The sequence below is a fragment of the Novosphingobium beihaiense genome, from assembly GCF_022832375.1.
Lineage (GTDB): Bacteria > Pseudomonadota > Alphaproteobacteria > Sphingomonadales > Sphingomonadaceae > Novosphingobium > Novosphingobium beihaiensis.
In genome coordinates this window covers 356,462-380,871 of sequence record NZ_JALHLG010000003.1, presented here as the reverse complement: position 1 = coordinate 380,871, position 24,410 = coordinate 356,462, and the positions used below count along the sequence as shown (strand labels likewise).

General features: G+C 64.0%; 14 protein-coding genes. 7 read left to right on the top strand and 7 right to left on the bottom strand.

Annotated features, from left to right (window positions below; translation table 11 throughout):
* Positions 1-71: 71 nt before the first annotated feature.
* The 5 genes from MTR66_RS03010 to MTR66_RS02990 all read right to left on the bottom strand — a co-directional run bounded on the left by MTR66_RS03010 (position 72) and on the right by MTR66_RS02990 (position 8,264).
* Positions 72-1,034: a FecR family protein gene (locus MTR66_RS03010; protein ID WP_243917767.1), complete on the bottom strand. Its 963-nt coding sequence runs from the start codon at positions 1,032-1,034 to the stop codon at positions 72-74.
* 4 nt (positions 1,035-1,038) lie between these two features.
* Positions 1,039-1,533, bottom strand: coding sequence for an RNA polymerase sigma factor (locus MTR66_RS03005; protein ID WP_243917765.1), 495 nt, complete (start codon positions 1,531-1,533; stop codon positions 1,039-1,041).
* A 94-nt stretch (positions 1,534-1,627) separates the two neighbouring features.
* On the bottom strand, positions 1,628-2,806 hold the full coding sequence (locus tag MTR66_RS03000; protein WP_243917763.1) for a M24 family metallopeptidase: 1,179 nt from the start codon (positions 2,804-2,806) through the stop codon (positions 1,628-1,630).
* Between the two features lie 299 nt (positions 2,807-3,105).
* Positions 3,106-5,856, bottom strand: coding sequence for a DUF5695 domain-containing protein (locus tag MTR66_RS02995; RefSeq protein WP_243917761.1), 2,751 nt, complete (start codon positions 5,854-5,856; stop codon positions 3,106-3,108).
* A gap of 26 nt (positions 5,857-5,882) precedes the next feature.
* Positions 5,883-8,264, bottom strand: a complete 2,382-nt coding sequence (locus tag MTR66_RS02990) for a S9 family peptidase (RefSeq protein WP_243917759.1) — start codon at positions 8,262-8,264, stop codon at positions 5,883-5,885.
* Positions 8,265-8,531: 267 nt separating this feature from the next.
* Between MTR66_RS02990 and MTR66_RS02985 the strand changes: the two genes are divergently transcribed.
* The 7 genes from MTR66_RS02985 to MTR66_RS02950 all read left to right on the top strand — a co-directional run bounded on the left by MTR66_RS02985 (position 8,532) and on the right by MTR66_RS02950 (position 20,849).
* Positions 8,532-10,901 (top strand): glycoside hydrolase family 127 protein, encoded by a 2,370-nt coding sequence (locus MTR66_RS02985; protein WP_243917757.1) that lies wholly within the window; start codon positions 8,532-8,534, stop codon positions 10,899-10,901.
* Positions 10,898-13,741: a DUF885 family protein gene (locus tag MTR66_RS21330; RefSeq protein WP_327194474.1), complete on the top strand. Its 2,844-nt coding sequence runs from the start codon at positions 10,898-10,900 to the stop codon at positions 13,739-13,741. The genes MTR66_RS02985 and MTR66_RS21330 overlap by 4 nt, the downstream gene beginning before the upstream one ends.
* Complete coding sequence (locus MTR66_RS02970; RefSeq protein ID WP_243917755.1) at positions 13,731-15,335, top strand: family 43 glycosylhydrolase; 1,605 nt, start codon at positions 13,731-13,733, stop codon at positions 15,333-15,335. Before MTR66_RS21330 ends, MTR66_RS02970 begins: the two co-directional genes overlap by 11 nt.
* A 254-nt stretch (positions 15,336-15,589) precedes the next feature.
* Positions 15,590-18,325: a TonB-dependent receptor gene (locus MTR66_RS02965; RefSeq protein ID WP_243917753.1), complete on the top strand. Its 2,736-nt coding sequence runs from the start codon at positions 15,590-15,592 to the stop codon at positions 18,323-18,325.
* A 107-nt stretch (positions 18,326-18,432) separates the two neighbouring features.
* A complete protein-coding gene (locus tag MTR66_RS02960) occupies positions 18,433-18,837 on the top strand; it encodes a hypothetical protein (RefSeq protein WP_243917751.1) in 405 nt (134 codons plus the stop codon).
* A gap of 88 nt (positions 18,838-18,925) precedes the next feature.
* Positions 18,926-19,840: a dihydrodipicolinate synthase family protein gene (locus MTR66_RS02955; protein ID WP_243917750.1), complete on the top strand. Its 915-nt coding sequence runs from the start codon at positions 18,926-18,928 to the stop codon at positions 19,838-19,840.
* Between the two features lie 10 nt (positions 19,841-19,850).
* Entirely contained in the window at positions 19,851-20,849 is a 999-nt protein-coding gene (locus MTR66_RS02950; protein WP_243917748.1) for a 4-hydroxyproline epimerase, read from the top strand.
* A gap of 573 nt (positions 20,850-21,422) precedes the next feature.
* On the opposite strand, the gene MTR66_RS02945 is transcribed toward MTR66_RS02950, so the two are convergent.
* Positions 21,423-22,940 (bottom strand): glycoside hydrolase family 27 protein, encoded by a 1,518-nt coding sequence (locus MTR66_RS02945; protein WP_243917746.1) that lies wholly within the window; start codon positions 22,938-22,940, stop codon positions 21,423-21,425.
* Between the two features lie 44 nt (positions 22,941-22,984).
* Positions 22,985-24,403, bottom strand: a complete 1,419-nt coding sequence (locus MTR66_RS02940; RefSeq protein WP_243917745.1) for an amino acid permease — start codon at positions 24,401-24,403, stop codon at positions 22,985-22,987.
* Positions 24,404-24,410 lie beyond the last annotated feature (7 nt).

The window sequence follows — 24,410 nt, the reverse complement described above, 5'->3', positions numbered from 1 at the left end:
CGGCAGCGGAGAGCGGCCCCTTTCGCTTGGCTTGCGCGGTCCGGCTCCGGGGAGAGGCAGCATGCCCGCCGTCACCGTTTTTCGAGGATATAGGCGTTGCCGGAAACATCGACGGTAAAGCCGTAGAGCTCGCCGAGGCTTTCGAGAACGACCTCGGGCTGGGTAAGCCGGAACCGTCCGGCGGCGCGTGTGCGCAGCAGGGCCGGATCTTCGACTACGATGTCCTTGCCTGTCCAGCGCTCCAGCCGGGGGATGATATCCGCGAGCGGCATGTCGGCGACCTGAAGCCAGCCGCTTTGCCAGTCTGTGGCGGAACTCCGTTTCAGGGTGGCGGGTGGCGTGATCCGGCCGTTGACGAGGGCGGCGCGATGCTGGGCAGGGACAAGCACGGCGGACTGTTGTTCTGAAGTGCTTTCGAACGACACCAGCCCGCGCTCGACTTCAAGGTCCACCCGGCCGCCGTTGCGGGCCAGGTCGAAGCGGGTGCCCAGCACCGTAACCTGGCTGTTGTCGGCCACGACGGTGAAAGGGCGCTGCGGATCGTGCGTAACGTCAAACAGTGCTTCGCCTTCGTCGAGTTGCACTTCGCGGCGCCCGGCTCCGATCTTTGCGCGGATACGGCTGTCCCCGTTCAGCAGCACGGTGGACCCGTCGGACAGGGTGACGCGGCTGATTTCGCCGATCCTAGTGGCAAAAGTCTGCTCCGGCGTCAGGGCGAACCGGACTTGCGGCCAGGTAAAGACGAGAGCGGCTGTTGCGGCCGCCGCAGCGGCGCCCGCTGCAATGCGCCGGTGCGTTCTGGCCCGGTGGCTGTTGCGGACGGTGCGCTCCTGCTGCTGATGCAGGCGCAGGCCATCGGCCACGGCATCGTCCATGCATGTCGCCCACAGCGCGTCGAATGTCTCGCGGCGCCCTTCGCCGCCCGCGAGCCATGCGGAAAAAGCCGTCGCGTCCACGGCGTTGCTGAGGTGCCGGGCCACCCAGAGCGCGGCTTCTTCCTCGTCGCCCGCTTCGTATGCCGTCTTGTCGGTCATTCGTTCACCGGCCCTCAAGAGCGGCCATTTCCTTATGCAGGGCCAGAACGGCGCGCGCGACATGGGCGTCCACGGCGGCCGGGCTGATCTTCAGTGCGGCGCCCACTTCCTTGGCTGACATACCGTGCAACCGGCGCATGACAAAGACTTCCCGGCGCTGCGGCGGCATCCGGTCCAGAATTTGCGATACCTGCTCCATCCGTTCGCGGTGGAGCAAAACCTGTTCGTGCGAGGGCTCGTCATCGGGCACCTCGAAATCCTGCGCGGGCACATCTTCGGCGCGGCGCCGGCGGAAGCGGGTCTGATCGACGATCAGGTTGTTTGCGATCCGGCGCAACAGTGCCCCCATGTTTGCGATCGAGCCGGGCCGGTATTGGGCTACGCGCAGAAAGCAGTCCTGCACCACGTCCTCACTCGCAAAGTGATCGCCGAGCCTGTTCCGGGCGTGACGATACAGTTCCTTGCGAAAGGAGCGATATGCCGTTTCATCGAATTCCAAGACGCGCCCCCCGACCTATGGGAGCCGCGCCTATCTGCCGATCGTTACACCTTGATGGCGATAGTGTGGAAGGAAGCGGTGCCTCGTCCCTTTGTCAATCGAACGGCTGGTCGATCGCCGGCTGCGGCTCGGTGAACCACTGCGCGCCCTCGTCCGTCACGAAGAAGTGGTCTTCGAGGCGGATGCCGAAGCGGTTGGGACAGACGATCATCGGCTCGTTCGAGAAACACATGCCAGGTGCCAGCGGGGTGCGGTCTCCGCGTACCAGATAGGCGGGTTCGTGGATGGCAAGGCCGATGCCGTGGCCGGTGCGGTGGGGAAGGCCGGGAAGGCGGTAGTTCGGGCCAAGCCCTGCTTCTTCGAGAACCTTGCGGGCGGCGCCGTCGATCTCCTCGCAGGGCACGCCTGGACGGACGGCGGCGAAAGCGGCGGCCTGCGCGGCCTTTTCCAGATCCCAGACCGCGCGCTCCTCGTCGCTGACTTTGCCGAAGGCATAAGTGCGGGTGATGTCCGAATGGTAGCCTTCGATGCGGCAGCCAGTGTCGATCAGGACGATCTGGTCTTCTTCGAGTTCTTGATCGATGGGCAGGCCGTGAGGGTAGGCGGTCGCCTTGCCGAACTGCACGGCGCAGAAATACGATCCGCCCGCGCCCATCTCGCGGTGGGCCTCGTCGATGAAACGGATTACTTCGCTGGCGCGGATGCCGGGGGCAAGGATGCGTGCGGCGGCGCGATGCACGTCCAGCGTCATCGCCTTGGCCTGTTGCATCAGTGCCAGTTCGGCCGGGGACTTGTACATCCGGCAGCCGTCAATCACGGGGGAGGCATCGACGGCGGCGCCGTGGGCGGAAGCGATCCGGCCCGCCTGCCCGAACGGCAGCAGCGGATCGATGGCGACGGTGCCGCCCTTGGGCAGCACATCCGTCAGCAGGCGCACGGGGTCTTCGTCTTCCTCCCAGAGCAGCAGGTCGGCCTCTATCCGCAATTCCGCTTCCAGCGAGCCGCGTTCGAAAGCCGGGCACACGATGCGGGGCTTGCCGCTGGCAGGCAGCAGCAGGGCGACGAGGCGTTCGGTCTGGCCCCAGGTCACGCCGGTGAAGTAGCGCAGGCTCGATCCGGCATTGATCACCAGCGCGCAGACGCCTTCGCGCGCCATCAGCATGCGGGCCTTGCCGAGCCGGGCTGCATATTCCTCCCGGGTGATCGCAGGCGCCCAGTCAGCCCAACGTTCCATGCTTGCGAGTTGGGTGTCCCGGTCCGAACCACCGATCATGACGTGCGCGCTCCTGTTTCGCGAGTTCTAACATACCCTGCATCCGGGCTTTTTCCGGAATGCGCCTTCTACCGTCTGTGTGCTTCAAACGGAACTGGCATCGGCCCGTGCCCAATACCCCCCTAGTCTCGTCCAGGTTGGGCGAGCCACGGGCCGGTGCCACTGGGCCGGGTTCTTCCGGGGTTTGCCCGCCAAGGCTGTTGGGAGGGAACCCGGCCACCGGAGGCGAATGGCAAAGCATCCGGTGGCCGGTCCCGGCAGATACAGGGCCGCGTATCCGCCGGAAGCGAGGACAGCTCTCAGCGCGGCGAGAGCGTGACCGTGGTTTCGCCGCTGCCCAGCGCGATGGCATAGCCGCCGCGATCGGGCGTGCCGGTGTCGGTCTCATAGGCGCGGCCATCGGCGGTCGTCGTCTTGAACAGCAGGCGGGCCTGAGGCGCCGTGGCCGTGGCGGGATCGAGCGTCAGTGTGACTTTGCCCGATTTCGCATCGTAAGCGGCGCTGGCGATGCGGCCTTCCTCCAGCGTGATCCACAGCCCGGCCGGGGCAATGAACAGGCGGCGGCGGGCGCCGTCCCGGGGCGTCACGGTCAGTTTGTGGCCCTTGTGCGCCAGATCGCCGCCGAACGTCAGCCAGCCGAAACGCGGATCGTTTACGAGGTAGGTCGCCGCGGCAATCGCATGGCCGTAGAAGCCCATGCCGTAGTCGCCGGTGATCGCGTCCCACTTCATCATGTCGGGCCAGGCGTGGAAGGCGGCCGAGCCGAAGCCTTCCTGGTCGATATTGGTGATGCCGCCCATCATGCCGCCATAGGCGACGCGCAGCAGGTGCATGTCGGCCGGGTTCTGGCGGAAGGCATCGAACAGCGGCACGGCGTTGAGCGCGGAGCCGTAGTGATGGATCTGCCGCTCGATCCGCGAGACTTTGCCGCCATAGAGGAAGTCCCAGTAGCGGCGGGCATTGCCGTTGTAGCCCCAGCTCGGGATCGTGGGATCATAGCCCAGGATCACTTCGCGGGTGACGTCCGCCTGCGGCTGATAGCCGAAATAGCGCATCCAGGCATAGACTTCGGGCTGGCCGGTGGAATCCCAGGCCATCTCGCTGCCGAAGGGGTATTTCATCGTGCGCCAGTGATCGGCGCGCGCCTTCATCAGGCGCTCCATTTCGGTGGCCTCGGCGGTCATCCCCTCGCGCTTCAGGTCCTTGAGGATGTCGAGGAAGACATCGCCTTCCATCTGGCCGAACTCGGCGTAGTACGGCGCGTCGCGCATCATGGCGACGCTCGTGCGGTAGGCCCAGGTGAGGTAGAATTTCCAGTCGTGCTGCTTCACCAGCCCCCGGTTGTCGCGCGCCAGCCGGTAGAGCACCCAGTGGCCGATGGCGACGTGCGGATAGTTGTAGGAGCGGCCGAGATCGTCGGCGGCCTGCTTGGGCCAGGCGGTCCAGCTCTTCCAGTTGATCTTCGGATCGTAGTAGTCCGGAAATTCCTTGGGATCGTAGTAGAACAGGCTCTTCTTGACCCCGCCCTGATGTTCGCCTTGGGCGACTTGCAGATGGCCGATCACGGTCTTGTTGACCAGTTCCTCGATCCGGGCGACTTCGGCCGGATCGGGATTGTCGAGCTGCTTGATCGTGGCGGCGACCCATGCGCCGGCCCCGCCTTCATCGCTCATCCCGGCAACCCACACGCGCCCGTCCTGCGAGAGGATGCGGTTCTCCTCGCGGTCGTAGGAGAGGATCGCGGGCGAGCGGTGGAAGGGATCGTTCTTGCCCTCGAACCACTGCTTTGTGGTGGTGAAGTGGCCGATATCGGCCATGACCTGATCGAGCGGCTTGGTGATGTAGTAGCTGACGGTCTGCTTCTGGCCGTCGGCATAAGTAACGGTCAGGCGCGCGCGGCCCCAGCCGCTGGCCTTGATCCGATAGCGGGCCCAGCCCTTGCCGCTCTTTTCCGCCGTCGCGGTCAGCGCGCCTGCGGGGAAGGATTCGATGCCGGTGACTTTGCTCGGGCTCTTGAGGAAGAGGCTCGCGGTCTGGTCGGTGGGGACGACGTAGCCGGGAATGCCGACGGCGACCGGGCGCCCGTTGGCGGTCAGCGTATCCTCGATCTTGCGGATGCTGGGGGAAGTCACGAAACGCAGGCCGATGGTGCGGCTTTCGCCCGGGGCCAGCGTGATGCTGGTGGGGGCGTTCCACTGGCGGCCTGCCTTGGCCCATTCCTTTTCGGCAAAGCCCTTGCTGGCGACCGTCCAGTCATAGAAGCCTTCGGAGACCTGGCTGCGCGGGCTCTTGTCGGTGAAGATATCGTCCTTGGGCGCCCAGCGCTTTTCGAGGATCGGGCGATAGGCTTCGAGCGGCGTGCCCTTTTCGGGCAGCACCAGCAGCGCGGGGCCCTTGCCGTTGAGGCGCGTGACTTGCAGATAGCCCGCGTCGCGTCCGATATAAGGATCGGCGAAGCTCGCCTGGGCATGGGCCTGATCGAGATCGCGGTCGCGGATGATATTGTCGAACACCATCGGCATGCCGAGCCCGCCGATCTCCACCGGCGCCGTGCCGGTGTTGGCCAGCGTGAAGCGCATCGCCAGCACGCCGTCATCGTTCACCCAGCGCCGTTCGACCCGCAGCGGAATGCCTTCGCCCATCGAGGCGGTGATGTCGGCGGCGGCGAGCACGCCGGGCCCGCCTGCCAGCGCGGTGATCTGCTTGCGCAAATGGGCGGAGGAGAAATCCTGCCAGTCCCCGCCCGCCTGTTTCAGGCGAATATGGATGTCCCCGATATGGACATAGCCATTGGCGGCCCGCTCCGCCTCGCGCGCGGCGGGCACGAAATCGAACGCGGCATCGCCCTTGGGCGAAAGGTGCGCCAGCGTCTGCGTGTCCGCGCGCAGCGCCAGATCGAAGGCGGGCGTTTCCATCGCCGTCTTCGGGATCGGCGGATAGACTTTCTTGGCTTTGTCTTCCTGGGCCTGCGCGGAGATCACCGGGGCCACGCCGGGCAGCGCGGCCAGCATCAGGGCAACGAGGGGGAGCGGTTTCAGGAACGGTTTCATCTTGGTTTCAGGTCCTCGCTGATATCTCAGTGGGTGGCGCCGGGCGCGTCTGTCTTGGCGGAGGAGAGCGGCGGTGGGGCCTCGTCCAGCAGATAGCGGGTGAAGTAGTCGCGCAGCTTCTTCCAGAAGAAGGGCTGATAGACGCGGTGGGTGGTATTGGGCAGCACCACCATGTCGACATCGCGCCCGGCATCGATCAGCGCCTTGGCCAGGCGGAAGCTTTCGGTGACGGGCACGTTATCGTCGATATCGCCGTGGATCAGCAGCAGATGCCCCTTGAGCTGGCTGGCCACCGACATGTTCGAATTGCGCTCCCAGGTCGCCTGATCGGCATAGCCCATGGAGACTTCGGGCCACCAGGCCTTGTCCAGCCGCAGATCGTGGTTGCCCGAGGAAGCGACGCCGACCTTGTAGAAATCCGGGCGGCGCAGCACGAAGCGCGCGGTGTCGTATCCGCCCGCGGAGCCGCCGAACACGCCCACGCGGTCCACGTCCATATAGGGATACTTCGCGGCCATCTGGCGGATCAGCGCGATGTGATCGTCCAGCCCCACCTCGCCGAGGTTCTCGAACGCGGGCAGGCGGAAGGCCTGGCCGCGCCGCGAGGTGCCGGTGCCGTCGATCATCACCACGATCGCGCCGATCTGGGCGACGCTGTTGCCCGCCACGCGTCGCGCCATCGACCATGTGGCCGGAACGTCGGTGGTGGTGGGGCCGGTGTAGACATTGTCGATCACCGGATAGCTATGGTGGGGATCGAAATTCGCCGGGCGATAGATCATGCCGTAGATCGGCGTCTTGCCGTCCGCCGCCAGCCCCTTGAAGGGTTCGGGCGGGGTATAGCCCGCCGCCAGCAGGCGGCTGTCGTCCGCGCGGGCCAGTTCCCTGACGATCCGCCCGGTCTTCCCGTCGCGCAGCACGGCGCGGGTCGCCGTGGTGGGGCTGGACATCTGATCGACGATCCACTGGCCGTCGGGTGAGATCCGCGTGTCGTGATCGAGCGGTTCGGGCGTCAGCTCGGTCAGGGCGCCGCCCGCGAGCGGCACGCGGTAGAGCGCGCGCCAGTAGGGATTGCGGTCCGCCTCGCGCCCGACGCCGGTAACCACGAGCGAGGTCTTGTCCTCGGCGATATGGTCGACCGAGAGCACTTCCCACTCGCCCGTGGTCAGTGCCTTGCCGCCGTCCGGAGCGTCCGGCGTGACGAGGTAGAGCTGGGCCCAGCCGGTGCGTTCGGAAATCGAAAGCTCGCCGCCCAGTTCGGGGGCGGGGAAGATCATGCTGGAGGTGACGGTGATGACGGGCTTCACCGCCTCGCGCGCGACGATGGTGGCCTTGCCGGTCGCCGGATCGGCTTCGTAGACCACCTGCTGCTTGTAGCCGCGCTCGGTCCAGGTCATGTGCGCCTTGCCGTTCACCCAGCCCATGTCGGGCGGAGCGGGGTAGAGCAGCGATTCGCTGGGCACTTCGATCGGCACGATCGTGGCCTTGCCGGTGCGCAGGGCCGCTTTCACATCGACTGTGAAGCGCGCCGCCTGCGGCAGCACGTTGGCGCCCGCCAGCGGATAGATGTAGGAAAAGCTGCGCGGGTAGAAGCTGCCCGGAGGGTTCTCCTGCGTCATCGAGAGCTTCTTCACCCCACGCGTGTCGAGGCGCCAGCTCAGCAGATAGCGCCCGTCGGGCGACCACTGCGCGGACACCGGCATTTCGGGCTCTTCGGTGCCTTCGCGCAGGATGTCGGCAAGCTGGGGGATCGAGCGGCCATAGGGCTGCTCGCGCGTGCCGTCCGTGGTGAGGGGCACTTCGCGGCCGCTGGCGACGTCCACTGCGATGAGGTTGTAATCGCGCGCGACGATCCGCGTCTTGCCGTCGGGCGAGAGGAGGCCGGGCGCGGCCTTTGCCGGTTGCTCCTTGCTGGCCTTGCCCGAGGCATCCATGCGCCAGCGGGCCTTCAGCGCGCTGAACGTGACGACATTCTGCGCGGGATCGTATTCGACGCCCCAGATCGCCGCATCGTCCAGCGAGACGGTGCCGCCGGTGGCCTGCGAAAGCGCGGCCAGCAGCTTTGCGGTGGAGGTGATCTCGCGTTCTTTCTGCGTAGCGAGGTCGAGATAGCGATAGTGCTGATCGTGGCGGTTGCCGGTGCGGTAGAACAGCCCGTTTTCCGTGAAGCGCGGGGCGATATCGGCATTGTCGAGCAAGTCGGACATGCCGTCGTAAAGGAACCGGTCCGCCGTGGCATAGCGCTGCGCCATGCCGGGCTGCGGGGCTGGCGCGGCGGCATGCGAAGGCGTGCGCGCCATGGCCGCTTGCGGCGGCAGGGCCCCCGTGCAGACCACCGTGCAGGCCAACGCCAGCAGGCTGACGGTGCGGGATAACGTGGAAATCGGGAAAAGCAGAGGGGCGCTCAAGACAACTACCCTTGGATTGCTGCAGCAGGACCCGTCCGTTCTTGACGCCCCCAGGCAAAGGGGTCAAGGAAATTATACGATATATAATCTGAGTAATTGCCTTTGCGGATATTCCGGCCTTATCGGACGGGCATCCGGGTGGCGATAGGGGGTGCGGCTGCCGTGCTGCGCAAATGGGGGCATAAGTCCGATCCTCGAAGGGGGATTGACTTTGGGAACCCGACTCCTATCCATAAACGTATACGATATTCTGTAGGAGTTTTGGAAATGAAAGCGAACCGGCGCGAATGGATGACGGGCGTGGCGGCACTGGCCATTTGTGCCGTTCCTTTCAAGGCTTTCGCGGTGGTCGCGCCCAAGCTGCCGATCCGGGCCCGGCCGTTGCCGCTGACCGACGTGCGCCTGACGCCGTCGGACTATGCGACGGCAGTCGAAGTCAATGTTGACTACCTGCTCTCGCTCAGCCCCGACCGGTTCCTGCACAATTTCCGCAAGTATGCCGGGCTCGAACCCAAGGCGCCGATCTACGGCGGCTGGGAATCGGACACGATCGCCGGGCACTCGCTGGGCCATTACATGACCGCGCTGGTGCTGGCCTGGCAGCAGACCGGCCATGCCGAATGCCGCCGCCGCGCCGACTATATCGTCGAGGAACTGGCGCTTTGCCAGGCGCAGCGCAGCGATGGCTATATCGGCGCGCTCGGCCGCAAGACCAAGGACGGCAAGATCGTCGATGGCGAGGAAGTCTTTCAGGAAGTGCGCAAGGGCGTGATTCGCTCGGGCGGGTTCGATCTCAACGGATCGTGGTCGCCGCTCTACACCGTGCACAAGATCTTCGCGGGGCTGCTCGATATCCATGGCGGCTGGGGCAATGACCGCGCGCTGAAAGTGCTGACGGCCTTTGCCGCCTATTTCGAGAATGTCTTCGCCGCGCTCGACGATGCGCAGATGGAAGAGCTGCTGCACTGCGAATATGGCGGCCTCAACGAAAGCTACGCCGAACTCTACGCGCGCACCGGAGACATGCGCTGGCTCAAGGTAGCCGAGCGGATCTACGACCACCGCGTGCTCGATCCGCTGGAAGCGCAGGAAGACAAGCTCGCCAACTTCCACGCCAATACGCAAGTGCCCAAGCTGATCGGTCTGGGCCGTATTCACGAGCTGACCGGGCAGGACGCGCCGGGCCGCGCGGCGCGCTTCTTCTGGGAGCGCGTGACCAAACACCACAGCTATGTGATCGGCGGCAATGCGGACCGCGAATATTTCTTCGCGCCGGACAAGATTGCTGAGCACATCACCGAATCGACGTGCGAGCACTGCAACACCTACAACATGCTCAAGCTGACCCGGCAGCTCTTCTCCTGGCAGCCGGACGGCGCCTTGTTCGACTATTACGAGCGCGCGCATCTCAACCACGTCATGTCGGCGCAGAACCCGGCGACGGGCGGCTTTACCTACATGACGCCGATGATGAGCGGCACGGCGCGCGGCTATTCGCAGCCGGGCGAGGAAGCGTTCTGGTGCTGCGTCGGCTCGGGGATGGAAAGCCATGCCAAGCATGGCGATTCCATCTACTGGGAAGGCGACGACACGCTCTTCGTAAATCTCTACATTCCCTCCAGGGCGCAGTGGAAGGCCAAGGGCGTCGCGCTCACGCTGGCCACCGAATATCCTTTCCGCTCGGACATCGCGCTCACGCTCGATGCCGTGAAGCACGGCCGTTTCGCGCTGGCGCTGCGCATTCCGGGCTGGGCCGGCAATCGCGCGGCGATCCGGGTCAATGGCGCGCCGGTGCCGTCCACCCCGGTCAATGGCTATGCCGTGATCGAACGCCGCTGGAAGCAGGGCGATGTGGTCTCGATCGACATGCCGCTGGAGCTGCGTCTGGAAAATGCGCAAGGTTCGCAGGACGTGGTTTCGGTGATGCATGGCCCGATGGTCATGGCCGCCGATCTCGGCCCGGTGGAAATGGAGTGGGAAGGCGTGGAGCCCGCCATGGTCGGCGAGAATCCGCTCAAGGCCTTCTCTGCCATCGTGTCTGATCGGCCCCGGTTCCAGACCAGCGGAGTCATGCGTCCGGACGATCTCATGTTCGTGCCGTTCTACAGCCAGTACGACCGGCGCAATGCCGTCTACTTCAAGCGCTTCACCGAATCCGGCTGGAAGCAGGAAGAGGCCGCGTTCCTCGCCGAGCAGGCCCGCCAGAAGGACATCGCCGCCCGCTCGATCGATGTCATGCATCTGGGCGAAATGCAGCCCGAACGCGATCACAACTTGACGTCGGAGATTTCCTATCCGGCGGCCTATCGCGGCCGCAACGGGCGTGATGCCCGTTCGGGCGGCTTCTTCGAATTCGCGATGAAAGTGAAGCCGGGCCCGCTTGTCCTCCAGACCAGCTATTGGGGCAGCGAGCGTTCGCGCGTGTTCGACATTCTCGTGGACGGCCAGAAGATCGCGACCCAGCGCCTAAATGCGGACCGGCCGGGCAAGTTCTTCGATGTCGACTATCCGCTGCCCGAAGCACTGACCAGGGGCAAGAGCAGCGTGCAGGTGCGCTTCGAGCCGCATGACCGCAGCTCCGCCGGGCCGGTCTTCGGCGTGCGCCTGTTCACGGCCAAGGCGAACGACAGCCAGTGAGTTCGAATGAAGAAGTAAGCCTGTCGCTCGCCGAAGCGGACGAACTGGCGCGCACGGTCCTCGAAGCCTGGGGATTGGCGCCCGCCCATGCGGCGGCGGTGGCCCGCACGATGGTCTCGGGCGAGCGGGACGGCTGCACCTCGCACGGGCTTTACCGCCTGCTGGTCGCTTCCAATTCGGTGGAGCGCGGCGTGGTGGTGCCCGATGCCGTGCCCGAAGTGAGCGAACCGTCCCCCGCGCTGGTGCGGGTGGACGGGAAGGGTGGTTTCGCCCAGCTTCCGTTTGAACAGGGCATGCCGCTGCTGGTGGAAAAGGCGCGCCGGTTCGGCATTGCCGCGCTGGCGCTCAACAATGTGGTCCATTTCGCCGCGCTCTGGCCCGAGGTCGAGGCGCTGGCGGAGCAGGGGCTGGTGGCTTTCGCCTTCACGCCCAGCCATGCCTGGGTCGCGCCGGAAGGCGGCACCAGGCCGGTGTTCGGCACCAATCCCATCGCTTTTGGCTGGCCGCGCCCCGGCCGCGCGCCTTTCGTGTTCGATTTCGCGACAAGCGCGGTGGCGCGCGGCGAGATCGAACTGCACCGCCGCGCGGGCAAGCCTGTCCCGCCCGATTGGGGCTATGACGCGGACGGACAGCCGACCAGCGATGCCAGAGCCGTGCTCGACGGCGCGATGCGCACGTTCGGGGCGCACAAGGGCTCGGCGCTCGCGGCCATGGTCGAACTGATCGCGGGCCCGCTGATCGGCGACATGACCAGCGCGGAATCGATGGCGGCCGACGAAGGCCGCGGCGGCTCGCCGATCGGTGGCGAGTTGATTCTGGCGATCGATCCGGCCGGCTTTCTGGGCGCGGGCGTGGAAGAGCACTTGCGCCGGGCCGAGGAGATGTTTGCGGCGATCGAGGATCAGGGCGCACGCCTGCCCGGTTCGCGCAGGCTGGCCGCCCGGGCGCGCTCTGCCGTGGAAGGGCTGCGCATCCCGGCCAAGCTCCATCAGGATATCCTCGCAATTCTCGAAAGGGGAAACGCTATGAAGAAAACGGTTGGTCAGGCGCTGCTGATGGCAGGCGCGGCATTCGCGGGCGTATCCGCTGCCACCGTTCCCGCTCCGGCATCCGCCAGGGCTCCGTCCGCGGCGCAATCGACCGCCCCCGCTGCCGCACAGACGGCCGATCAGGCTTTCGAGGCGATCTATACGTCCGAATATGCATGGCGAGTGGATCAAAGCGGGCCGAGCGAAGACGGGCCCAGCCATCCCAAGCTGGTCCTGCCCGATCTCGGCCCCAAGGCGCAGGCCGAGCGGCTGGCGCGCTGGGAGCAGGTGGAACAGCAGCTCGCGGCGATCCCGCAGGACAAGCTTTCGCGCGCGAACCGCATCAACTTCGCGGTCTACAAGGGCCAGATCGATGCGCTGCTCGCCGCGCAGCGTTTCCGCGATTACGAAAAGCCTTTCAACGCGGATACCAGCTTCTGGGGCGATCTGGCCGAATGGGCGCGCGCGCCGCTGGCCGATCGGGAAGCGGCCGAGAACTATCTGGAAATGCTGCGCGAGATTCCGCGCTATTACGATCAGCAGATCGCCAATATGCGCGCCGGGCTCAAGCGCGGGTTCTCCGCCCCGCAAGTCACGCTCGCCGGGCGGGACAAGGGCATCGAACTGGTGGTGGAGGCGAAGTCGCCCGAGGCTTCGCCGTTCTATGAACCGTTTCGTGATCTGCCCGATACGATCCCGGCTGAGGAGGAGGAAAAGCTGCGCCAGCGCGCCCGCGATCTGATCGCCTCCAGCGTCGTTCCCGCGCATGCGAAGCTGCTGGCCTTCATGCGCGGCGAATATGCGCCGCAGGCGCGCAAGACGCTGGCCGCTTATGACCTGCCCGATGGCAAGGCCTATTACCGCTCGAAAATCCGCGAATACGTCACGCGGGATATGAGCCCGGAAGAGATCCACCAGATCGGCCTGTCCGAAATTGCGCGCATTCGCGGGCGCATGGACGACGTGATGCGCGAAGTGAAGTTCAAGGGCGATCTCAAGGCGTTCCTGCACTTCCTGCGCACCGATCCGCAGTTCTATCCCAAGACGCCGAAGGAACTGCTCTACCGCGCGGCCTGGATCGCCAAGACCTTCGACGGCAAGGCCTCGCAGTTCTTCGGGCATCTGCCGCGCAGCCGTTTCGCGATCAAGCCGGTGCCGGCCGAGATCGCGCCGTTCTACACCGGCGGCCGGGGCGGGCCGGGCATCTATCTGGTCAATACCTACGATCTGCCCTCGCGCCCGTTCTATTCGCAGATCGCGCTGACGCTGCATGAAAGCGCGCCGGGCCATGCCTTCCAGATGCCGCTCGCGGCCGAGAACAAGGACTTGCCCGCGTTCCGCCGCGACACGTACCTGTCGGCCTATGGCGAGGGCTGGGCGCTCTATTGCGAGGCGCTGGGCGAGGACATGGACATGTACGAAACGCCCTATGACCGCTTCGGCATGCTCAGCTATCAGGCCTGGCGCGCGGCGCGGCTCGTGGTCGATACCGGCATTCACACCATGGGCTGGAGCCGCGAACAGGCACAGCAATATCTGCGCGACAACACCGCGCTGTCCGATCACGAGATCGAGACCGAGGTGGACCGCTACATCTCCTGGCCGGGCCAGGCGCTGTCCTACTACATGGGCGAACTGGCGTTTCTGAATGCGCGCAAGAAGGCGGAAAAGGCGCTGGGGCCGAAGTTCAACATCCGCGCGTTCCACGATGCCGTGCTCGAACTGGGCGGCGTGCCGCTCGACGTGATCGACGAACGCGTGGACCAACTGATTGCCGATGGCGGGAAGGGACCTTATCCCGATGAGGAATAAGTACAGGGCCGCTCTCGCCGCCGCGCTGGCCGCCACGGCGGCGATGACGACCGGCTGCATCGCGCGGGACGGGAACGAGCCGGTGCGGCCCGCCGGGCGCGCCGTCACCGTGCCGGGCAATCCGATCCTGGCGGACGGCGAATATTACTCGACCGATCCCGCGCCATTTGTTGCGGACGGGGCGCTGTGGATCCTCGCCGGGCGCGATCAGGCGCCGCCGGACGTCAACGATTTCATCATGGGCGAATGGCAGCTGCTGAAGACGGCCGATCCCGCTTCGGGCAAGTGGACGCATTATTCGGACATCGCCCGGCCCGAAAACGTCTTTGCCTGGGCCGGGACCGGCCGGGCCTATGCCGGACAAATCGTGCCGGGGCCGGACGGGCGCTATTACTTCTATGCCCCGGTGCTGGAGAAGGACAGCGATGCCAAGGACCGCTTCGCCATCGGTGTTGCGGTGGCGGACAGCCCGCTCGGCCCCTGGCGCGATGCCCATCCGGCCGGCCCGATCATCTCGCAGCGGGTGCCGGTGGCCAACGATATCCAGAACATCGATCCCACAGTGATGATCGACGACGATGGCCGCGTCTACATCTACTGGGGCACTTTCGGCCAGCTTCGCGGCATGGAACTGGCGCGCGACATGATCACGCCCAAGGGGCCGGAACGGGCGATCGAGGGGCTGACCGGCTTCTTCGAGGCGCCGTGGATCATGAAGCGCAAGGGCACCTATTACATGCTCTATGCGGGCAACCGCGCGGGGCCGAAGTCCGACTGCACGCCTGCCGTCTATCACGCCTGCATCGCTTATGGCACCGCGCCTTCGCCAATGGGGCCGTGGACGTATCGCGGCGTGGCGCTGGGGCCGGTGTCTTCCACCACCTCGCACTCGGGCGCGGTGCAGTTTCACGGGCAATGGTATCTCGCTTATCACACCGCCGATGCCAAAGGCGGCGGCCATTTCCGCCGCAGCGTCGCGCTGGACCGGATGGAGTGGGATGACAGCGTCAGCCCGCCCGCGATCCGCAAGGTCGTGCCCACGCGCCGCCCGCAGCCGCCGCTCGCGCCCACCCGCAACATCGCGCGGGCGGCCTGGGCCACGGCCTCCAACGATCCGGTGCCGGTGCAATACTGGATCAAGTCGCTCAACGACGGCGTGACCAAGGCCGCGCCGCTCCCGCCGGACATGTGGGGAAGCTGGTCTCCCCGCAACCCGCCGCGCCAGTGGATCGAATACCGCTGGGACAAGCCGGTAACGATCGATGGCTCGCGCATCTGGTTCTGGAACGACCAGCCCGCCGGATCGGGCATGGGCGTCGCTCCGCCCGCGCAGTGGCATCTCGAATACTGGGACGGCGCGGGCAAGGGCTGGACGCAGGTAGCGGGCGCCAGCGCTTACGGTACGGCGCCGGGATCGTTCGAATCGGTCTCGTTCCCGGCCGTGACCACGCGCTGCCTGCGCGCGGTGATGAATGCCTCCACAGACGGCAAAGGCTACGCAGGGCTGGCCGTGCAGGAATGGGAGGCACTGACGCCCGGTGAACGCCCTCCCATTATTCGCGAGCGTTCCGCTCCGGTGAAGGCGTGCCAGTAATGGCATGAAATTAATGCACTAGTTTCATGTGGTGAAGGTGGCAGGCAGGGCACGAACCTCCGGTACGCGCTCTGCCACGCGGCTTCAGGGTGCCATTTTAGTGGTCTCTATTACTCATACAAAAAATCATTGAAGTGTCACAAACACCTTGACAGAAATAGGATATCATAGGACGTATACGATATAAACTAAGGGTATAAAGCCGAGAGGCTGGGGATCAAAACAGGGGGTTTTTCATGACATATCTAAGGGGTTTGAAGCTTTCGACGGCGCTGGTTTCCGTAATGGCAGCCAGCGTGGCAGCACCGGCATGGGCGCAAGGCGGGGCAGCGTCATCGTCCGGGCATGAAGAAGTGAAGCCGACCGACATCGTCGTTACCGGCATTCGCGGCAGTGTCGAGGCTGCCACGACTACAAAGCAAAACGCCAAGCAGATCGTCGATGCGGTTGTCGCAGAAGACGTTGGCAAATTGCCGGACAACAACGTTCCTGAAGCACTTGCGCGCGTTACCGGCGTACAGATTGATCGTGAACGCGGCGAAGGGCAGGGCGTGACCATTCGTGGCCTTGGAGGTGTTCAGACCACCATCAATGGCAACAATACCAACCTTGGTGAAGGCCGCTCGCTCAATCTGGCCGATATTCCAGCTGAACTGCTCAAAGCGGTGGAGGTCTACAAAACCCGCACACCTGATCAGGTGGAAGGCAGTATTGCTGGTACAGTTAATGTAGAACTTCGCCGCCCGTTCGATCTCAAGCGGGGGTGGACGGTCGCAGGAAGTCTGCGCGGTTCCTATGACGATATTTCTAAGAAGGTCAGTCCTTACGGGAGTTTGCTTGTCGCAAACCACTTCGATACGGGGATCGGTGAACTCGGTTTCCTTATCAACGCGTCTCTGACAAAGACCAAATACCGTGAAAATTTCATCGAGAGCGAGTCTCCGTTCCGGGTGACGCTGGATGATGACACTGAGTTCGCAATTCCGTATCGGGCCTACTATGGCATTGAAGAAGGGCACGTTACCCGACCGTCGGTGAACGCGGTGCTACAATGGCGTGCTAGCGATAAACTCGATTTCGTCCTGGAAGGCGGCTATGTGGGATCGCGTGAAAAGCGCTCATCCGAACGCCTCTATGCGCAAGACATGCCTTTCGCTCCTTCGGATGGTTATAGCGACATCGTCATGATGCCTAACGGCACGGCGGTGAAAGAAGTGACGATCAGCAATCCTAACGGATTGGGAGCAGGCATCGACTCGTTGTACAACACCTTCCATTCGAATCTCTATACGAGTAACCTGGAGGCACACTGGCATAGCGACCGCGCTCAGTTGAGTGCCTCGGCACAGTATAACTGGTCAGATACAGGTCATTATTTTGTCGATACAGTCATGCGGAAAATCGGCGGGCAGCAATCCGTGTCGGTGGATTTTGCGTCAGACATTTATAGTGGCGGGGCACCGTCAATAACGTTCAACGATTTCGCTTTGGATGACTTGTCGCAGTATGGCGTCGAGCGCTTTCAGGATAACCGGGGCGGGTCCAAGAACAAGGAATTTTCCGCTCAGGCTGATCTGACTTTGCAGGTGAGTGAGCATTCCTTTCTGCGCAGTCTGCAGGTGGGTGGGCGTTTCAATCAGCGCCGGGCTAGCAATTATTACGGCTATCGCGATGGTTTCCCGCGCGTTGATGGCGAGTATGCTCCGCTCAGCGATTTCCCCGGTGGCTCCATGGCGTCCATGGTCGGTCCTGATCTTGGTGGAGCGGCGGTGCAGTGGTATCGCATTCCGGGCGCCGAAGTGCTCTCCAATATTGAAAACATTCGCGAATATGTTCAGGCTAATGACCCTGGCAGTGCTGAGCGCTTCTCCAGTGTCTATCCTGCTAGCGATCGTGGCCAGACTTGGAAGACGAACGAGAAACACTTCGCTTTTTACGGGATGGTGAACTACGGCTTCGAGCTTGGCAGTTTTCCTGTCGATGGCCTGGTAGGGGCTCGTTACCAGAATACTTGGGGTAGCTCCACCAGCTTCAATTTCCGGCCTGGGGATGAGAGTAACGGCTACCAGGATATTGTCGAAGGTGGCAAGGGTAAGGGTAATTATTCCGACATCTTGCCGAGCGCGACGGCAATCGTGCATTTTACGCCGAAGGCTCAGTTGCGTTTGTCTTACTCGACGAATGTCAGTCGTCCGGGCTTTTACGATACGCGTCCTTTCTATTTTGCGGAAACTCGTGCAAATCCGCCGGTTATCTATGCGGGTAATCCGGACCTTAAGGCTCAACGCGAACAGGCGTTTGACGTAAGCGCAGAGTACTACTTCGGCCATGGCGGGCAGATCTCTCTGGCTGGATACTACAAGAAGGCCACGGGCTTCCTGCTTTATAGCCGCGAAAGCGTAGGTCCGGAGGAAATGGCGAAGTATGGCATAGATCTTTCCACGTATGGATCGGAGATCGGTTATGTCGAGCAGCTGCGCAACGTAGGTGATGGCACTTTCGCGGGGATCGAGGGGACATTCCAGACGTTCTTCGACTTCCTGCCGGGAGCCTTGGGTAACTTTGGTGTGAACCTGAACGCATCGCACATCATGAAGGCACGCGTTGAATATGCCGATGAAGAAAGCTTCCCGGGTGAGTTCGACTCGGTTGGCACTTCAAAATGGACGGCAAACGCAACGCTGTTCTATGATACGCCCAAGTTTAGTGCCAGGGTCGCTTATAACTACCGCTCTTCGTATCGCCTTGGTATCTGGCTGATCAATTCGGAGAGTGGCAACGACGCGACTTTTTCGCCCTATAACTCAGCGACAGAAAAGTTGGACGCCGCGGTGAACTATACGCCAGTGCCGTTCATGACGCTTTCGCTGGAGGCATCGAATATCCTAGGTAACGATGTTCGCCGTTACCATGGCAGCCAGCACTACTTGCCGCTTGGTGTCCGTACTTTGGCGCGGACGCTTCAGGGCAGCGTTCGCTTCCGCTTTTGATGTGAGCGGCTGTAGGATAAGATCATGATAAAGAGGGCCGTGATGCACAGCATCGCGGCCCTTTGTCTTGATCTTGAATAAAAGCTTGAAGGCAGGAGAAGTGCATTATGTTTCGTAAAGTCTCTATCCTTGTTCCTCTTTGCTTTGCAGTTATGGGGGCAGCACCTAGACCTTCGGCGCCATTGTCTTCGGACAAAGGAAAACGGTGTATCGAGAGTGCCCAAGTCGCCGCGCCGGTTGTGCGGGATGACGGGCTCCTCTATTTTCGCGGCCAGCCTGACTACAAGAAATCGTACATTGCTGTGTTCAAGGGTGAAAGCTGCCGCCGTCTCAATCAGTTCGCTTCGGCTAGCATTGATTCCTGGCAGTCGCGCTACTGCGGGGGCGACACGGTGAGAGTGTACATGCCCCCCACGAAGGTGCCGGGCCCAAGCTGCGTCATCGATCATTTCCTGCCCTTCGCTGGCCATGTGGATGATCCTGTGTCCGGCACGGAACCCAAAAAGAACTGAGACTACAGGTGCAATATATGCAATTGCACATGTCTATCTAATATCGTATACGATATCTATATCGCAAACGCTTAGGAAGATTCGAAGAATGGCAATTGGTTGGAAGGGTGTGTTTCCGGCGGTCACCACGCAGGTGCGTGAGGATTTGTCGATCGATCTGGCGGACACCCAGCGCGTCGTCGATGATCTCATTCGCGACGGTGTGACGGGCGTGATCGCGCTCGGGACGGTGGGTGAGAACAACTCACTGGAATTCGAAGAGAAAACCTCGGTTCTCTCCGCCGTCGTGGAAGCGGTGAACGGCCGCGTTCCGGTGATCACCGGGGTTTCCGAATACGATACGCGCCGCGCCGCGCGTTATGCGCAGGCGGCCGAGAAGATCGGTGCCGATGGCCTCATGCTGTTGCCGCCGATGGTCTATGTGCCCAAGGCGCACGAACTGGTCGCGCACTTCAAGGGCGTGGCCGGGCAGACCGGTCTGCCGATCATGCTTTACAACAACCCGCCCGCCTACCGCACCGTCATCGACAAGGACGTGCTGGCCGAGCTGGTCGATGTCGAGAACATCGTTGCGGTCAAGGAGTCCGCGCCGGATACGCGCCGCTTCACCGATTTCCGCAATATCTTCGGCGATCGCTACGTGCTCTTCGCGGGGCTCGACGATGTGGCGCTCGAAGGGCTCTATCTCGGTGCGCAGGGCTGGGTTTCGGGCCTCACCAATGCCTTCCCGCGCGAATCGGTGGAACTGGTCAAGGCGTTCGAGCGCGGCGATCATGCCAAGGCCATGGAAATCTACCGCTGGTTCATGCCGCTGCTGCACCTCGATGCCGAGCACGATCTGGTGCAGTCGATCAAGCTGGCCGAGCAGGTGATGGGCCGCGGGTCCGAGCGTGTGCTGCCGCCGCGCTACGTGCTCGAAGGCGAACGCCGCGCCGAAGTGATCGCGATGGTCGAAAAGGCCGCCGCGACCCGCCCCGAACTGCCGGTGGCCGTGGCTGCCTGACGGAGCTGTGATGCGCCATACGTTCTTCTGCATCGATGGCCATACGGCCGGAAACCCCGTTCGCCTGGTGGCGGGCGGGGCTCCGCTGCTGAAAGGCGCATCGATGTCGGAGCGGCGGCAGGACTTCCTCGCCCGCTTCGACTGGATCAGGACCGGGCTCTGCTTCGAGCCGCGCGGGCATGACATGATGTCCGGCGGTTTCCTCTATCCGCCGGTCGATCCGGCCAACGACATCGGCATCCTGTTCATCGAGACGAGCGGGTGCCTGCCGATGTGCGGCCACGGCACGATCGGCATGGTCACGTTCGGTCTGGAACACGGGCTGATCCAGCCTGCGACGCCCGGCAAGCTGCGCGTCGAAGTGCCGGCCGGGGTGATCGAGATCGCCTATGAGACGCAAGCGGCCAAAGTCACGGCGGTGCGCATCACCAACGTGCCTGCCTATGTCGCCGCGCGCGGCATAGAGATCGACGTGGAAGGGATCGGCCCGCTGTCGGTCGATGTCTCCTACGGCGGCAATTTTTATGCGATCGTGGAGCCGCAGGGCGCCTATACCGGCCTCGACGATCTGGGCGCAGCCCGCATCGTCGATCTGTCCGGTCGCGTGCGCCAGGCTGTGGCGGACACGTTCGAGCCGGTGCACCCCCTCGATCCCACCATCCGCGGGGTCAGCCACGTGCTGTGGGCGGACAAGCCCCGGGGCGAGGGTGCCGATGGCCGCAATGCCGTGTTCTACGGCGACAAGGCGATCGACCGCAGCCCTTGCGGCACGGGCACTTCGGCGCGTCTGGCCCATCTCGTGGAGACCGGGCGCCTCTCTGTGGGCGAAAGCTTCGTGCACGAAAGCTACATCGGCAGCCGTTTTATCGGCCGCGTGGAGCAGGCGGTGACGCTGGGTGGCCGGAACGCGATCGTGCCGTCGATCGAGGGCTCGGCGATCGCCACCGGCTTCAACACCATCTGGATCGACCGCGAAGACACGTTCTGGGCGGGTTTTCAGGTCAAGTAAGCACTCTTGGAGGGACCGCGGATTCGTCTCCTGTTCCCACCTTTCACCGGCGGCTTTCCATCCCGCCGCCGTTGAAGACAGGGCCCGTCAGCGTTCCCAACCGCTGGCGGGCCCTTTTCGTGGGAGCCGCGCAAGCGCTCTTCGGCAGGCTCGGAATGAGCGGAGGCGGTGCAGGTTCTATAGGGGGCGGAGGCTTGTCCATTGCGCTTCCGGCGAGGCCATGCCGGGAGGCAATTGGACTATCTCTCGCTTTCTGTCTCGATCCCGGTCGGCCAGGACGCAAGAGCCAGACCGGCTACAAGAAGGCAAACGACCACTGTCCGCATGAGGCCGGGCATATCGTAGTAACCGAACTCGTCGCACAGTAAGAGCACGCCAGGGCCGCCTGAAATGGCTGCTGCAAGCCTCCTTCTTATAGGCATGTGCCGTGGCTCTGGATGTACATAGCTCATGGAATTCGCTTTCCCGGATGAGTCTGAGCGTACGACTTGATCCGGATGTCTGCAAGCGGGCGTCTGTTGGCGGTTTGCCATCCGGAACGGCCGGTAATGGCCGTTCCGGATCGCAGGATCGTCAGCCGTGCACGGCGATCATGACCGTGCCGTGCGCGGGCACGGTGTAGGAGGCGGGCAGGGCGTCAGCCTGCTGGCCGCTCCAGAGGTCTTCCACGCCGGAGACCGTCGCCAGACCCGCGTCGGCAGGGGTGAGGGCCATTTCGGCGGCTTCCTCGCCCCGGTTGAACAGGGCGAGGACGACGCGGCCGTCCACCAGCGGCTTGGCCCAGACTTCCATCGTGCCCTGCTTGCGCATGGCGGTGCCCTGGATGCCGCGCACGTCCTGATCGACGGCGATGACGCGCGGGTTGGTGAGCAGCGCCAGCGTTTCCGGCGTGGTCTCGCGCAAGTCGTGCCCCATCATCAGCGGCGCGGCGGACATCGCCCACAGCGTCATGTGCGTGCGGTATTCCTCGGTGCTCATGCCGCCGTTGCCGACTTCGAGCATGTCCGGATCGTTCCAGCCGTGCGGGCCGGTGTGGGCCGGGTTGCCGTTGTGATCGAAGCCGATCTGGGCCATCGTCTTGTAATCGTCGGTAATATCGCCGGTGGTGCGCCACAGTTCGCCGCCCACGTAGCGGCCCCAGCTCCCCACTTCGAAGCGCCCGTATTCGCACAGCGAATAGAGGATATCGCGCCCGGTGGCCCGCAGCGCGGCGCCCATTTCATAATAGCTGCGCTTTACCGTATCGGCGTCGGCATAGAACCATTCACCCGAGCACAGATCGTACTTGAGATAGTCGAAGCCCCAGTCCGCGAACGTCTGCGCATCCTGTTGGACGTGGCCGTAGCTGCCTTCATAGCCCGCGCAAGTGCGGGGGCCCTGCGAGGAGTAGATGCCGATCTTCAGCCCCTTGGAATGGACGTAATCGGTCAGCGCCTTCATGTCGGGGAACTTGGCATTGGGGTGGAGCATGCCACTGGCGTCGCGCTTGCCCTGCCAGCCGTCGTCGATGTTGATGTAGGTGTACCCGGCATCGCGCAGGCCGGAGGCGGCCATGGCATCGGCCATGGCGCGCACGGTGGCATCGTCGATGTCCTCGGCGAACTTGTTCCAGCTGCTCCAGCCCATCGGCGGCGTGGCGGCCAGCTTGCCCGGGATGGGCGCGCCCATTTCCGGCAGCGGAGCCACGGCGAAGGCGCGCTTCGCAGCGTCCTTCGCGGTGCCGCGATAGCCCATGCTGTCGATCTCGGTGTACCAGACCTGCCCTTGCAGATGGGCCTTGCCGCTTTCGAGGCTGACGCTCCAGCGCCGGGTCGGGTGATCGCGGTCGTTGATGTTGCGCATGTCGAAGACCAGGCGGCCGTTCTCGACATGCGGATCGATCATTGTCATCGGGCCGTACCACTGGCTGGTGACCTGCCCCTCGATCCGCTCACCCTGGGAGGAGACCTCCATCATGGTGATACCCGGGGTGGGCGGCGTATCGTCGAACAGCCAGACGCCGTCGAAAGCGGTATGGGCGGATGCCGGGGCTGCGGCGAGCGAAAGGGCCGTGCCCAGCAGCGCGGCGGCACGAATGAGAGCGCGCGACATGGCAATCTCCTGAATGGGGAAACGGGAAAAAGGGTGAGCGACGCTCAGACCGTGCGGGCGATCGCCTGCGCCTCGTCGCTGCGGCTGCGGCCGTAGAGGCTGTAGATCAGCAGGCCGATGACGTTCCAGGCACCGAAGCGGATCAGCGTGGTCTCGGGCAGGCTGAACAGCAGGTAGGCGCAGCCCAGGATCGTCAGCGTACCGACCACATAGGGCTTGGGGCAACGGAACAGGCGCGGCAGGTCGGGCGAGCGGCGGCGCAGGATCATCAGGCAGGCGCCCACCGAGATGAAGGCGATCAGCGTGCCGGCATTGGCCAGTTCGGCGATCTCGTCGAGCCGGAAGATGCCGGCGACCACCGCGATGGAGGCGCCGGTCATCAGCGTGATGCGGGTGGGCGCGCCAGTGCGCGGGCTGATCCTGGCGAGGCTGCGCGGCAGCAGCCCGTCGCGCGCCATGACGAAGAACACGCGGCTCTGCCCGTACATCATCACCAGAATGACCGAAGGCAGCGCGATGATGGCGGCGAGCGCAATCAGGTGCGCGGCCAGCGGCTGGTGCAGTTCGCGCAGCACGAGCGCGAGCGGCTCGGGCGAATTGGCAAGCTGGAGGAACGGCAGGGCGCCGACGGCGGTGATCGCCACGGCCATGTAGATGACCGTGCAGACGACCATCGAGCCGACAATGCCGATGGTAAGGTCGCGGCCCGGATTCTTCGCTTCCTCGGCCGAAGTGGCGACGGCATCGAAGCCGTAGAAGGCGAAGAAGACGATGGCTGCTGCCGCCATCACGCCGCGCTTCTCACCGCCGATTTCGGTGCTGGCGAAGCCATAGGGCATGAACGGTTCGAGATTGCCGGACTGGAAGGCGGGCAGCGCCATGGCGACGAAGATCGACAGCGCCACCAGCTTGATGATGACGAGAATGATGTTGAGCGTCGCGCTTTCACGCGTGCCCGCGATCAGCAGGCCCATCACCGCCAGCGCCACGAGCACAGCGGGCAGGTTGACGATACCGCCGCCATGGGGCCCCACCAGCAACATCGCGGGCAAGTGCACGCCCGCAGACTCGATCCAGCCGACGAGATAGCCCGACCAGCCCACCGCAACGGTGGAGCAGGCGAGCGAGTATTCGAGGATCAGGCTCCAGCCGACGACCCAAGCGATCGTCTCGCCCATGGCCGCATAGCTGAACGTATAGGCGCTGCCCGCTGCCGGGATCAGCGTCGCCATTTCCGCATAGGCCAGCGCGGCGCAGGCGCACACGGCCCCGGCAATGGCGAAGGCCAGAATGACGGCAGGCCCCGCGCGCTCGGCGCCGACGCCGGTCAGCGTATAGATGCCGGTGCCGACGATGGCGCCCACGCCAAGGGCGATCAGGTGGGGCCAGCTCAGGGTCTTGGCAAGGGAATGCCCGGATTCGCGTTGGGCCAGTTTTTCTATCGATTTGCGCGGTCCGAGCATGGGTTCC